The organism is Allobosea spartocytisi (assembly GCF_014764685.1).
Classification (GTDB): Bacteria; Pseudomonadota; Alphaproteobacteria; order Rhizobiales; family Beijerinckiaceae; genus Allobosea; species Allobosea spartocytisi.
This window is the reverse complement of sequence record NZ_JACXWY010000013.1, coordinates 82120-95155: the sequence shown is the minus strand read 5'-3', so window position 1 is coordinate 95155 and position 13036 is coordinate 82120. Positions and strand designations below refer to the sequence as shown.

Annotated in this window: 13 protein-coding genes and 1 tRNA gene; 3 read left to right on the top strand and 11 right to left on the bottom strand. The window is 64.5% G+C overall.

Features of this window, described 5'->3' with window-relative positions:
* Positions 1 to 282 precede the first annotated feature (282 nt).
* The 7 genes from IED13_RS19230 to IED13_RS19200 are packed head-to-tail and all read right to left on the bottom strand — an operon-like array spanning position 283 to position 7579.
* Complete coding sequence (locus tag IED13_RS19230) at positions 283 to 1086, bottom strand: MBL fold metallo-hydrolase (RefSeq protein WP_191125135.1); 804 nt, start codon at positions 1084 to 1086, stop codon at positions 283 to 285.
* A gap of 7 nt (positions 1087 to 1093) precedes the next feature.
* Positions 1094 to 1894, bottom strand: coding sequence for a TatD family hydrolase (locus IED13_RS19225; protein WP_191125170.1), 801 nt, complete (start codon positions 1892 to 1894; stop codon positions 1094 to 1096).
* Positions 1894 to 3453, bottom strand: a complete 1560-nt coding sequence (gene metG, locus IED13_RS19220; protein WP_191125134.1) for a methionine--tRNA ligase — start codon at positions 3451 to 3453, stop codon at positions 1894 to 1896. The genes IED13_RS19225 and metG overlap by 1 nt, the downstream gene beginning before the upstream one ends.
* Before the next feature lie 21 nt (positions 3454 to 3474).
* Positions 3475 to 4545, bottom strand: coding sequence for a DNA polymerase III subunit delta' (locus IED13_RS19215; protein WP_191125133.1), 1071 nt, complete (start codon positions 4543 to 4545; stop codon positions 3475 to 3477).
* A complete protein-coding gene (tmk, locus tag IED13_RS19210; protein WP_260368339.1) occupies positions 4545 to 5195 on the bottom strand; it encodes a dTMP kinase in 651 nt (216 codons plus the stop codon). Before tmk ends, IED13_RS19215 begins: the two co-directional genes overlap by 1 nt.
* Before the next feature lies 1 nt (position 5196).
* Positions 5197 to 6426 (bottom strand): D-alanyl-D-alanine carboxypeptidase family protein, encoded by a 1230-nt coding sequence (locus IED13_RS19205; protein WP_191125131.1) that lies wholly within the window; start codon positions 6424 to 6426, stop codon positions 5197 to 5199.
* A 49-nt stretch (positions 6427 to 6475) separates the two neighbouring features.
* Entirely contained in the window at positions 6476 to 7579 is a 1104-nt protein-coding gene (locus tag IED13_RS19200) for a septal ring lytic transglycosylase RlpA family protein (RefSeq protein ID WP_156116048.1), read from the bottom strand.
* Positions 7580 to 8036: 457 nt separating this feature from the next.
* On the opposite strand from IED13_RS19200, the gene IED13_RS19195 reads away from it, so the two are divergent.
* A tRNA-Ser gene (locus IED13_RS19195) sits at positions 8037 to 8126 on the top strand.
* A 79-nt stretch (positions 8127 to 8205) separates the two neighbouring features.
* Here the strand turns inward: IED13_RS19195 and IED13_RS29250 are convergent.
* The gene (locus IED13_RS29250) at positions 8206 to 8790 is read right to left on the bottom strand and encodes a TetR/AcrR family transcriptional regulator (RefSeq protein WP_191125130.1); all 585 of its coding nucleotides are present in this window, start codon (positions 8788 to 8790) and stop codon (positions 8206 to 8208) included.
* Positions 8791 to 8874: 84 nt separating this feature from the next.
* Here IED13_RS29250 and IED13_RS19185 point away from each other — a divergent pair, with 84 nt between their 5' ends.
* The gene (locus IED13_RS19185) at positions 8875 to 9942 is read left to right on the top strand and encodes an aldo/keto reductase (RefSeq protein WP_191125129.1); all 1068 of its coding nucleotides are present in this window, start codon (positions 8875 to 8877) and stop codon (positions 9940 to 9942) included.
* 67 nt (positions 9943 to 10009) lie between these two features.
* Here the strand turns inward: IED13_RS19185 and IED13_RS19180 are convergent, their stop codons facing one another.
* Positions 10010 to 10909 (bottom strand): LysR family transcriptional regulator, encoded by a 900-nt coding sequence (locus IED13_RS19180; RefSeq protein ID WP_191125128.1) that lies wholly within the window; start codon positions 10907 to 10909, stop codon positions 10010 to 10012.
* A gap of 119 nt (positions 10910 to 11028) precedes the next feature.
* On the opposite strand from IED13_RS19180, the gene IED13_RS19175 reads away from it, so the two are divergent.
* Entirely contained in the window at positions 11029 to 11691 is a 663-nt protein-coding gene (locus IED13_RS19175; RefSeq protein ID WP_191125127.1) for an FMN-dependent NADH-azoreductase, read from the top strand.
* Here IED13_RS19175 and IED13_RS28590 read toward each other — a convergent pair.
* Complete coding sequence (locus IED13_RS28590) at positions 11664 to 11852, bottom strand: hypothetical protein (RefSeq protein ID WP_113252323.1); 189 nt, start codon at positions 11850 to 11852, stop codon at positions 11664 to 11666. The two genes, IED13_RS19175 and IED13_RS28590, sit on opposite strands and share 28 nt — an antisense overlap.
* A 212-nt stretch (positions 11853 to 12064) precedes the next feature.
* Positions 12065 to 12994, bottom strand: a complete 930-nt coding sequence (locus IED13_RS19170; RefSeq protein WP_248312670.1) for a LysR substrate-binding domain-containing protein — start codon at positions 12992 to 12994, stop codon at positions 12065 to 12067.
* Between the last annotated feature and the right edge of the window lie 42 nt (positions 12995 to 13036).

The window sequence follows — 13036 nt, the reverse complement described above, 5'->3', positions numbered from 1 at the left end:
CAGCGCCAGTTTTAGGGCGCGCCGGCCCATTCCTGTGCACAGGCACTCGCCAATAGCTTCACAATGCAACACGTCGATCGTTGTTTTTTGCAACAGATCCTCGTGTGTTGCCTTTTCAAATTTGCGTTATGCAACAGACCGTTGTTGCATGAAGCTGCAACTGCAGAATTCTTCAAGTTACACGTAAGACATTGCACTTACGAGAGTATCGAAGTGCAACAGTTGCCGAAACCGCTCGATCTGGAACAAAAACTGATGCCGAAACGCGGCCAAGCAGGATCGTCAGGCCCGTGTCTCGATGATCAGTCCATCATACGCAACCTCGATATTTCCCTCCAAACGTTTGGACAGGCTCGCATAATCGAGATCGGCATGGAGGTTCGTCAGGATCGCGCGCTTTGGCTTCAACGCTGCGATCGTCTCAAGCGATTGCGCGAGATGGAAATGGCTCGGATGCGGCGTCTCGCGCAAGCAATCGAGGATCAGAACATCAAGCCCCGCCATGGCCTCCAGGGCGGCCTGCGGGATCAGGCTGACATCCGGCAGATAAGCCAGATCGCCGAAACGGAAGCCGAGCGCTTCGTAATTCGGCCCGTGCTCGACGCGGAACGGCAGCGCCTCGATCGGGCCTCCGGGGCCGTCGATCGTCCGGCTGCGCCCGGCGCTGATCTCATTCAGATCGAGGATCGGCGGATAGTAGCTGCCCGGCGGCATCTCGAAGAGATAGCCGAAGCGTCCATGCAGCGAAGCCTGCGTCGGCTTATCGGCATAGATGGGGATGCGACGGTGCATGTGCAGGACCAGCGCGCGCAAATCGTCGATGCCGTGGGTATGGTCGGCGTGGTCATGCGTCATCAGCACGCCGTCGAGCGCCGGAACCTCGGCCGAGAGAAGCTGCTCGCGCAGATCCGGCGATGTGTCGACCAGCACCCGTGTCGTGCCGTCCGGACCGGAACGCGTCACCAGGATCGAGCAGCGCCGGCGGCGGTTCTTCGGATCGGCAGGATCGCAGGCGCCCCAGCCGGAGCCGGGCCGCGGCACACCGCCGGAGGAGCCGCAGCCGAGGATCATGATCGTCAGCGCCATGGCCGGATCAGGCGACCTGCGCCACGGGCGCGGCGTGGTCCATCTTCCAGTAACAACGCCGCGCGTTCTCCGTGGTGATCCGGGCGGCCTCGTCGAAGTCGACGCCGATCGTATCGGCCAGAACCTTCGCTGTCTCAACGACATAAGCGGGCTGGTTACGCTTACCTCTGAACGGCACGGGCGCAAGATAGGGCGCGTCTGTCTCGACCAGCAGTCGCTCGCGCGGAACCATGCGGGCGATCCGGCGCAGGTTCTCGGAGGTCTTGAAGGTCAGGATGCCGGAAAAGGAGACGTAGAGGCCGAGCTCGACGCCGGTCATCGCCAGCGCTTCGCCGGCCGTGAAACAATGCAGGATGGCGGGGAAGGCACCCTTCCCCATTTCCTCGCGCAGGATCGCCGCCATGTCGTCATCGGCCTCGCGCGAATGGATGACGAGCGGCAACTGCGTCATGCGCGCCGCGGCGATGTGCGTGCGCAACCCCTGAGCCTGCGCCTCGCGCGGGCTCGAATCGTAGTGGTAGTCGAGCCCGGCTTCGCCAATCGCGACGCAGCGTGGGTGACGGGATAGCTCGACGAGCCGTTCGGCCGTGACGTCGAGCTCCTCATGCGCCTGATGCGGATGGGTGCCGACCGAGAACCAGACCGAGGGAAAGCGCTCGGCGATTCCGGCATAGTCCGCGAAACGCGCCACCCGCGTCGAGATCGTCACCATCCGGCCGACGCCGGCGGCCTCGGCCCGCGCGACATAGGCCGGCAGGTCCTCGGCGAAATCCGGAAAGTCGAGATGGCAATGCGTATCGATCAGCATCACGCGGCCTGACCATCCTCGGGCTCGACATAGCGCGGGAAGACCGCGCTCGGCGCCGGCAACGCTGTCCCGCTGTCCAGACGACCGGCCTTGCCGAGTGCCGCGAAATTGCGCGCCTCGGCCGGAACGCCAAGCAGGTCGAGCAATTTGCCTGCGGCCACCGGCATCACCGGCTGCACCAGGATCGCGACCTGCCGGATCACCTCGATCGTGACGTAGAGCACGGTGTCGCGGCGAGCCGGATCGGTCTTGGTCAAGCGCCAGGGCTCGTTGGCGGCGAAATAGCGGTTCGCCTCCGCCACCACGGCCCAGATCTCGGCGAGCAGGCTGTGCAGGGCGAAATCCTTCATCGCCTCACGCGCCCTGGCGAGCGCGCCGTCGGCCATGGCGAGCATCGCGTCGTCGGCCTCGGTCAGCGCCCCGCAAGGCGGCACCCTGCCCTCGCAGTTCTTCGCGATCATCGAGAGCGAGCGCTGCGCGAGATTGCCGAGATCGTTGGCGAGGTCGGCATTGATCCGCCCGACGATGGCGTCATGGCTGTAATTGCCGTCCTGGCCGAAGGAGACCTCGCGCAGGAAGAAATAACGCAACTGGTCGACGCCATAGGTCGCGGCGAGGTCGAACGGATCGACCACATTGCCGAGCGACTTCGACATCTTCGTGCCCTTGTTCAGCAGGAAGCCGTGGCCGAAGACGCGCTTGGGCAGCGGCAGCCCTGCCGACATCAGGAAGGCCGGCCAGTAGACCGTGTGGAAGCGCACGATGTCCTTGCCGATGATGTGGACGTCGGCCGGCCAGTAATGGGCGCGCGGGCTCGCCGGATCGGGAAAGCCCGTTCCGGTCAGGTAGTTATTGAGCGCGTCGACCCAGACATACATGACATGCTTCGGGTCGCCCGGAACGGGCAGCCCCCAGTCGAAGGATGTGCGGCTGATCGAGAGATCCTCGAGCCCGCCTTTGACGAACGAGACGACCTCGTTCTTCCGCGTCTCAGGCGAGACGAAGTCCGGCACGTCCGCATAAAGCTTCAGCAGCGCGTCCTGGTATTTGGCGAGGCGGAAGAAATAGCTCTCCTCCTCGACCCACTCCACCGGAGTCCCCTGCCCGCCCAGCCGCGTGCCGTCGGGCTGGAGGGTGGTCTCCTCTTCGCCGTAGAAGGCTTCGTCGCGGACGGAATACCAGCCGGAATATTTGGCGAGATAGATGTCGCCATTGGCCTCCATCCGGCGCCAGAGCTCGTCGGTCGAGATCTTGTGGTCGGGATCGGTGGTGCGGATGAAACGGTCGAAGGAACAGCCGAGCGCCTGCTCCATCTCGTGGAAGCGGGCCGCGATCCCGTCAACGAACGCCTTCGGCGAAAGACCGTTCTGAGCGGCCGTGCGCTGCACCTTCTGGCCGTGCTCGTCGGTGCCGGTCATGGCGAAGACGTCGTAGCCGTCGAGCCGCTTGAAGCGCGCGATCGCGTCCGCAGCCACCATCTCATAGGCGTGGCCGATATGCGGCGGCCCGTTGGTATAGTGGATCGCGGTCGTCAGGTAGAATTTCGGGGCCGTGGCCATCATCTGTCCGAGAGCTTCGCTTCACGCTGCGCGCGAGCGGGAAACCGCAGCCGACAGATCATGAAACATCGACATCACCAGCGGGCGGCGGTCGAGATTATAGGTCTCGACCTCGCGCGCCGAACGTTCCAGCTTTTCCCATACCTCCGCCAACGGTGCAAGGCGCGCCGGTTGCGCCGCAGCATGCGCGTGGAGATGGTCGGAGAGCCAGCCCTGCACCGTCTCGATCATTACGGCGAAGTCGCGCTCGCCGGCCTTGCCGGCGACATCCTCGGCCAGCGCCAGCAGCGCGGCAAGGTCGATCTGCGGCAAGGCATCGAGCCGTGCCCGCACCGCCTCGACCAGCGCCAGCGTCTCGGGATCGACATAGGTCAGGGCGCGCCTGACCGAGCCTTCCGCGAGATGGGACGCCCGCAGCAGGGCCGACGCGTCGAACGGCGTCTCCATGCGCTCCAGGGCGATGCTCCCGGCCTCGAGCACCTGCTGGGCCGGCAAAGGCTCGAAGCTCAGGAGCCGGCAGCGCGAACGGATCGTCGGCAGCAGCCTTCCCGGCGCATGGGCGACGATGAGGAACAGGGCCCTTGGCGGCGGCTCTTCCAGCAGTTTCAGCAGGGCGTTCGCGGTCGGCCGGTCCATATCCTCGGCGGAATCGACGATGCAGATGCGCCAGCCGCCTTCCGCCGCGCTGGCGCCGAAGCGGTCGATGACGCGGCGAGCCGCGTCGACGGGGATGTTGCTGGTGTAGCTCTTGCCGTCCGGCTTCAGGCTGCGGCGCAGCAGATGCAGATCCGGATGCGAGCGGGCCATGACGCGCCGCGTCGCCGGGTCGTTCTCCGGCATGGCGAGGCTGTCGCTACGGGCCGCCCGCTCCGAGGGATCGCCCGCCGCCAGCATGAAGCGCGCGGCACGATAGGCGAAGCTTGCCTTGCCGATGCCCTCCGGGCCGCCGAGCAGCCAGGCATGATGCATCCGGCCGCCGCGCAGCGCATCGAGGAAGGCGCGTTCCTGCGCGGCATGGCCGATCAGGGCCAGGGTCTCGCGCGGATGCGGCGCGATGGGCAGCCGGTCTGGTTCGTCGCTGGTCTCGCGCATCAGGATTCCGGTCCGATTGGGAGGCGGTCGCGCAGGGCGCTCCAGGCGGCGTCGGCGAGTTCTTCCGCCGGCAGCGCCGCATCGATCACGACGCAACGTTGCGGCTCGCGCCCGGCGATGTCCAGATAGGCCCCGCGGAGCTTGCGATGAAAGGCGAGCGCCTCGCCTTCGAAACGATCGACGCTCTCGCCGGGGCTGCGGCGCTTGGCGGCGCGGGCGAGACCGATTTCGGGATCGAGATCGAGGATCAGCGTCAATTCCGGCATCAGCCCGTCGATGGTGACCTGTTCGAGCTCGCCGAGCAAACTCGCGTCGATATCGCCGAGGACGCCCTGATAGACGCGGGTCGAATCGATGAAGCGATCGCAGATCACCCAGTTGCCCTGCGCCAGAGCCGGGCGGATCAGGCGGTCGATATGGTCGATCCGCGCCGCCGAAAACATCAGCGCCTCGGCAAAGGCGCCGTATTGTTTGATGCGGCCGGCCAGGATGGCCTCGCGGATGGCTTCCGCCTTTGGCGAGCCGCCGGGCTCGCGCGTCGTGACGACGCTCGCGCCGCCATCGCGCAGCCTCTGCGCCAGCGCTTTCGCCAGCGTCGACTTGCCGGCGCCCTCACCGCCTTCGAGCGTGATGAAATGACCGTGCTGCACGTCAGGACCGCGTGATCCGGGCGAGCGCCTGACGAACCCAGCCGGTCGAGACTTCGAGCAAGGCATCGAGCGCCCGGCTCTGCAAACTCCCCGCCTTGACCGTCTCCGCGGCGTAGAGCGGAACCTCCAGCGTCTTCACATCGCCGCGCGACACGACGAGCTGCGCCACCGCGGCGCCTTCCTGCACCGGCACATTCAAGGGCCCCTGATAGACGATCCGGGCCGAGAGGCGCTCGCCTGCACCACGCGGCAACAGCAGGCTGACCGCGCCCTTGGTCCGCAGGGCGATGCGCCCCTTCTCGCCGCCATAGACGCTGGCCTCGCCGATCACCTCGCCATCGGCGAAGAGCTGGCGCTTCTCGAAGGCTCGAAAACCCCATTCGAGCAGCTTGCGGGCCTCGGCGGCGCGGTCCCGCCCGTTCTTGAGCCCGTTCACCACGACGATCAGCCGCTGGCCGTTCTCGATGGCCGAGCCGACCAGCCCGTAGCCGGATTCCTCCAGATCGCCGGTCTGCAATCCATCCGCACCGATCTCCATCGTCAGCAGCGGATTGCGGTTGACCTGGCGGATCTTGTTCCAGGTGAATTCCTTCTGGCCGAAGATTTTGTAGAGCTCGGGGTAGGTCTTGACGATGTGGTTCGCCAACAGCGCGAGCTCGCGCGCCGTGACCCGCTGTTCGGGATCGGGCATGCCGGTCGCGTTGCGGAAGACGGATTTCGTCAGGCCGAGCGCCCTCACCCGCTCGGTCATGACGCGGCCGAAGGTCGCCTCGTCGCCGGCGATCGCTTCGGCCAGCGCAATGGCCGCATCGTTGCCCGCCTGGACGATCAAGCCCTGCAGGATGTCGGAGAGCTTGATCCGGCTGCGCACCATCGCGAACATCGTCGTGCCGCGCGCCGGGGCGCCGCCCTTGCGCCAGGCATTCTCGGAAATGCCGATCTCGCTATCGAGATTGAGCCGCCCTGCCCCGATTTCCTGGAAGGCGACGAGCGCGGTCGCGATCTTGGCCATGCTGGCCGGCACCATCGGATCGTCGGCCGACTTCTCGTAGAGAACCGCGCCGCTGTCGGAATCGAGCAGGAAGGCGAAGGGCGCCTGCGATTGGAAATTCTGGGCTCGCGCCTCGGGAGCCGCGACGAAGACGAGAAGCAGCAGTGCCAACCCGCGCAGAAACCTCCCCGCGAGGGGGAACGGCCTGCCTTGCGATGTCGGGTCAAACGTCGCGCTCATACTCCGATCTGAAGCAGAGCGCCCCGGCCGAGGTCAAGCCGGGCCAGCGTCAATTCCGTGCCAGCGATTGCAGCGTCTGCGGTGCCAGCCGGTTCAGCGGGTGATTGCCGGAGAAGCGCTCGCCCGGCGCCCTCTCGGGCGTGGCGAACAGGCTTGCGACGTTGCCCCGCACCGGCGGCAAGGTCGTACGCAGCGTCGCGGGAACCGCGACCGGCCGGGCTGCGTTGGCAATGGTGTCGAGATCGAACGGACGGTTGGGCGGCAGCGGCGCGGCATGAACCGGCGTACCCGCAGCCGTCGAAACCGGCGTATTCAGCGGCCTCGAACTCGCCGAGGCCAAGCTGGCGACGACGGGGTCGCTCGGCGCGACGACGCGCGGTTGCGGCGGCGCATAAGCCTGCGCGACCGGCTGGCTGGCTGGCGGCGCGCTGACCGGGGCCGGTTCAGGTTCGAATGCGGGCTGCGTGTCCAGGTCCGGGGTCGGCGTGCGCGTGGTCGACACCCCGCTCGCGCTCGCGACCATGGTGCGCGCGCTGGTTCCGGGGATCGGAGCCGGCGAGCCGTCCGTGCGCAGCGTTGCAAGCAGGAGATTATCGTCCGAGCCCGCCAGCGAGGCCTGGCCGAGATATTCCATCTTGATGCGGGCCGTGCCGAGATGGCGGAAGGCCAGCGCCTCGGCCGTCTTCTGCGAAACGTCCATCAGGCGGCCGCCATGGAACGGACCGCGATCGTTCACGCGCACGATGATCGAACGGTTATTGAGGAGATTGGTGACGCGCGCATAGGCCGGGAGTGGCATGGTCGGGTGCGCGGCGGTGATGCTGTTGCGGTCGTAGACTTCGCCGTTCGAGGTTCGGCGGCCATGAAAAGCCTCGCCATACCAGGAGGCCGTGCCAACGGCACTGTAGCCGACGGGCTTTTCGAATGGGACGTAGCGCTTGCCTGCGACCGAATAGGCTTTTCCGACCAGCAGGCGCCCCCCGCCCTTCGGCACCGGCTCGCCATCGGCGATGACGCGCGGGCTGGCGGCGCCGTATTTCGACTGCGGAAAGGCGCCGATTTCCTTGGAGCGGCGACCGGCAACCTGGTTTCCGGCGCAGTTGGCGACGAGCAGCCCGGCGAGAACCACGCAGCCGAGTCTCGCAATGGACATGGAGCCAGAGGGCGCCGTGATCGACCCGGAGTCTTCGGAGGACGTTTCCATGGTCGACAAGCGAGCGCCTCGAATCATGCCGTCATTCCGTCTTTCAAGCCAAAAACGTCGCGCCGGACCAAAGTCGCAAGCGCGACCTTGCCGAGTTTTCGGCTAATTCCATTAAGGGATCGTTAAACGAAGACAGCGCGACGCGCCGCCATCGGCGGGCCATCCCCTGCCTTGGAGCGGGCACAAAAGTGTCGGAAAACGGACACGTGTCAACCCGATCCGCCGACCCTTCGGTTTTTTCGGGGGAACGTTGCGCCTATGCCACGCTCGGAACAGGGTGGTCGCCGGGCCTCGAAAGCGGTCGAAAATCGCCGGATCGGCGTGATTTTGAGCCGAACGGCTGTGCACGGGACAGCTTCCGGGCCACTTGCAAAATCTGTGGGCGAGCGGCATTGAACGGGCCACCGGAAGGGTGGCCGAGTGGTTTAAGGCAGCGGTCTTGAAAACCGCCGTGGGTGCAAGCCCACCGTGGGTTCGAATCCCACCCCTTCCGCCATTGGCTGCCGATCACCGCATCGCCGCCAACTGGCATAGCGAACCAAACCCCCGACACGCGCTCCAACAAAGAACGAGCTTCATGGTCCAGCGAGGCAGCCTGGCTCGTCTTCGGCACCCAACCCCCTGAAGATGAGCGCTATGATCCTCGCTGCCTGAGCATCCCTGCCGCGATGGGATGGGATTTGCCAGAGGACTCCGAGAAGCATCAAAACATCATCGGCATTTGCATCGCGATCAATCGCGCCGGCGGTCTCGCATGCAGCGATGAGTGAACGCACTGCCAACAGCATCTGCTGATAGGTTTCGCGTTCGTCATCCTCGGACGTGGCCCCTTGCAGAAGTTTTGCCACGCCGCGCTTCATGGCGCTGGAATCCGCCACCTGGGCGCACCACAGACGAAATGCCTCCAGCGGCGGATGCTCCTGCAGAAGCGTGGATGCGAGAGCCGCAAGGGCGTTGATCTCCTTGCGATAAATCGCCAGGGCCAGAGCTTCCCGCGTCGGGAAGTGCCGATAGAGCGTGCCTTGCCCGACGCCGGCTGCCTTGCCGATGGCGCTGAGCGGCGTTTCGGGATCGGCGGTCAGGGCCTTTCGTGCCACCTCGAGAATGCGATCACGGTTGGCGCGGGCGTCCGCTCGCAATCCATCCTCTTGTGCAGCCATATCGCCTCTTGACTAAGCGGACAATTGTCCGTTATTTGGCAACAAGCGGACAGTTGTCCGAATATAGTGCATGTGGAGACGGACATGCAATATGCCAAGCTCGGCCGGACGGGCCTCGATATTTCGCCTATCGCTATTGGCTGTATGGGGTTCGGGGACCCGTCGCGCGGTTACCCTTCCTGGTCGCTCGACGAGGAAGCAAGTCGACGTCTCGTTCGCCATGCACTCGAGGCGGGCATCAATGTCTTCGACACCGCCAATTTGTATTCGAACGGTTCCAGCGAGGAGATCCTCGGGCGGGCACTGAAGGACTTTGCACACCGCGAAAACGTGGTGATCGCCGCCAAACTCAGCGCGCCCATGCGCGACGGACCCAATAGTATGGGGCTATCGCGCAAGGCGATCATGACCGAAGTCGATATGAGCCTCAGGCGCCTGAGCACCGACTATATCGACCTCTACCAAATCCATCGTCGTGACAGGACCACCCCCTGGGAAGAAACGCTCGCGGCCCTGAACGATGTCGTCAAGGCCGGCAAGGTCCGCTATCTCGGCGCATCGTCCATGAAGGCCTGGGAATTCGGCAAAGCGCTACACCTGCAGGAATCCAACGGCTGGGCCCGCTTCGTGTCGATGCAGGATAGCTACAATCTTCTCGACCGCGAGGAAGAGCGCGAGATGCATCCGCTTTGCATCGATGAAGGGGTGCAGACCATCATCTACAGCCCTCTGAACCGCGGCCGGCTGGCCCGGCCGTGGGGTGTGACCACTGCACGAGCGGAAAGCGAAGCGGTCTACAAGCTAGGAGCAGCCACGGCCGACAGCGACAAGCTGATTGTCGATGCGGTGGGGGCGGTTGCGGAAGAACGGGGCGTCGGCCGGCCCATGATTGCGCTGGCCTGGTTGCGTCGCAATCCCGTGGTGGCAGCTCCGATCGTCGGTGCGCTGAAAGCAGAGCATATCGACGACGCCGTGGCCTCCCTGTCGATCAGCCTCACCGACGAGGAGGCCGCACGGCTGGAGGCGCCCTATACGCCGCGGCTCGACCATCAGGGAGTGTCAGACCCGGCCATGCTGCGCCGCGCGGCTGAAACAGCCACAGGATACAGCATCAGCCGTCTCCCCGTCCGTGAACTGAGCAAAGTGACATGAACCTTGCTCGTTCTGGCGACTGACATGTCATCTTCGAGGCGATACTGACGACAACTGTTTGACCGGATCAGAGCGACAGCCGGGCCTGCAGGTCGTTAAGGAGCCACCGGCCAGCCGGGCCAGGTACATGGTCCGCCATGCGGGCGGCGTAGATGGTCAGGGCGTTCGCCGGGTCACGGGCATCTTCGGCCAGCTCGAGCCGAACCAGATTGCCGGCTGCGAGATGATCGGCAATCAGATACTCCGGCATGCGGCACCAGCCGAAGCCGGCCAGCAGGAAATCCAGTCTGCGGCCGAGGTCGACAAAGCGCCACCGCGTGGCGCTGGCCAGGCCGTAATTGTTCGCTTCCCGATCGACCGGATCGGACAGGACGAGCTGGATATGGCGCTCCAGGTCGTCGCGGGTTGCCGGACGACCAAGCACTGCCAATGGGTGTTCGGCGCTGACCACGGGCGTCAGCGCCACGCGCAGGATCGGCGAAGCCACGACGTCCTCGGGCACCACCGGCAGCAGCAGGCAGAAGGCCAGTGCGACGTCGCTGCTGCGCAAACGACGCAGCGCCCCGCCCAGCCCCTCGGTCGAGAAGCTGATGGGAAGATGCGGATAGGCCTGGTGCAAAGCGCGCAGGCTTTCGATGAGCGGGGCGGTAGGCACCAGCGGATCTATGGCCAGGGCGAGCTCGGGCTCGATCCCGCCTCGCGCACCGATGGCGACGGCCTCGAAGCGTGCCGCGCTCGAAAGCACCAGTCGGGCCTGATCGACCAGAACCCGGCCCGTTTCAGTCAGGCGGGGGCGATGGGTGCTGCGGTCAAAGAGCTGGACGCCCTGCGCGGCTTCCAATGTCGCTACCGACTGGCTGATTGCCGATTGCGCGCGGCGCAATTGCCGCCCGGCCGCCGAAAAGCTGCCGGCATCAGCAATCGTCACCAGGACGCGCAATTGGTCGAGGCTGAGACTGCCGATCATAATCCATCTCATTAGCCGATAGAGATGATCGGTTTATTATCGCTCCTGCCGCTGAATAGAAAGTCCTACATATCGTCCACATCTGTTCCGGCTGTTCAGCCCAAAGCCTTGAGGACGCCATGCCCAACCTTCTCGTTGTCGAAACCAGCGCGCGCGGCGAGGCTTCGATTTCCCGTCAGCTGACCAAACGCCTTGTCGCCAATTGGCTCGAGGTGCACCCGGATGGCGCGATCGTGCGGCGCGACCTGGCCGTGGATGCGCTGCCGCACGTGACCATGCCGTGGTTATCGGCTTATTTCACGCCACCGCATGCCCATACCTCGGACATGGCCGAGCAACTGCGCCTCTCGGACGCGCTGGTTGCCGAATTGCTGGCAGCTGACGAGCTTGTCGTCGCCACGCCGGTCTACAACTACAATATCCCGGCCAGCCTCAAAGCCTGGATCGATCACATCGTGCGCAAGGGCGTAACGCTTGGCTTTGACGGCAAGGGGCTGCTGATCGGCAAGAAGGCCACCGTGGTGCTGGCATCCGGCGGCATCTATGGCGAGGCCTCGCCCATCGACCACCTCAATTTTGCCCCGCGATACCTCACGGCCATTCTCAACGTCCTCGGCATCGCCGATGTGAGGATTATCCACGGTGAAGGTGCCAAGGCCGTGGATATGGGTGAAGCAACGATGGACAGGTTCATCGACGCCGTCGTTCCGAAACTCGATCGTGCTGCGGCAGCTGAGGCCGTTATCGATCGAAGTCAGCTCAGCGCGGTCCAGACCGCGTGACACAAGGACATCGCCAGGGCGAACACGGTTCCGGCGCCGATGGCGACCGCCAGGCCGACAGCAAAGTCCTTGAGCCAAGCGATCTGCTCATGCCGCTCGGAGGCTTGAAACGAGACAACCGCGGTGCGGCTTGTGTCGTGACGGTACTTAGTCTGACCCACGATGACATCTCCCGGTCCTGTACGGGCTACCGGGGCAAGCTGCGTTCCAGGGCCGTCGTCGGGAGGCGCGTTGCGCCGGCCGGTATGGGCAGCGACAGGGCATCTTCCAAAAGCTCAAAAGCCTACTTCACGGCGGGTCGCCTTTCGGAAGGCCGGTCAGATCATCGTCCGGTACCTTTAGCCGCCCTGCCGAACGACGGATGCGACGCGCATTACTGCGTCTTCAGCTTTCGATAGGTTCGCGTCTCGCGCGTGACCCAGCCGCGGAACGCCACGACGCTCGGCAATTGCGCCTTTCTTTCGGGATAGACCGCATAATAGGAGTCGCCCGACAAGATCGGCGGTCCAAACGGCATATGGAGTTCGTTTCGAGCGAGCTCGGCTTCGATGTAGCAGACGGGCACGATGGCAATGCCGATGCCCTGGACCGCGGCATTGATGAGCATCTCGGTGTGCGCGAACCGGGTTCCCTGAATTCGGCCCTGATAGTTGAGCCCGGAAAGCCGCAGCCAATGCAGCCACATGCTGGGGCGGCTGGCGTTCTGCAGCATCGGGAATTTCGCGAAATCCTCGTTTTCGAGCTTCGTTCCGAGCTCCACCAGCTTGGGCGAAGCCACAATGGCAATCTCTTCGGCAAACAATTCGACCGACCTGGCGTTCAGCCACGTCCCGACCCCTCGCAGGATGGCGATGTCGAGGCGCGTGGTTTCGAAGTCCAGATCCGCGGGCGCCAGCGTGACTTCGATCGGGATCTCCGCATGCGCGCGGATGAATGTTTCGATCCGCCTGGGGAGCCAGCGCGCGCCCAATGTCGGATGGGTGCCGATCATGAGGGAGCTATCGACGGAGCGCCCCCGCACGGCGTCGATGGTGATTTCCTGGAGCTTGTCCAGCGTCAGCGCGAGGTCCCGGTAATAGTTCGCGCCGACTTCCGTCAGAACCAGACGTGGTCCCGACCGGTGGAACAACGGCACGCCGAGAAATTTCTCCAGATTGTGGATCTGCCTGCTGATGCCGCTCTGCGTGAGGCCCAGATCCTCTGCCGCCTTGGTAAAATTCATGAATCGCGCTGCCGCCTCAAATGCGTGCAAAGCTGAGAGCGACGGTAGGTAACGTCTCATGAGAACCTCGGTGGCCATCATGATTAAAAGTCATCCTAGATGAAATTTTCAACGTTTTTGTTT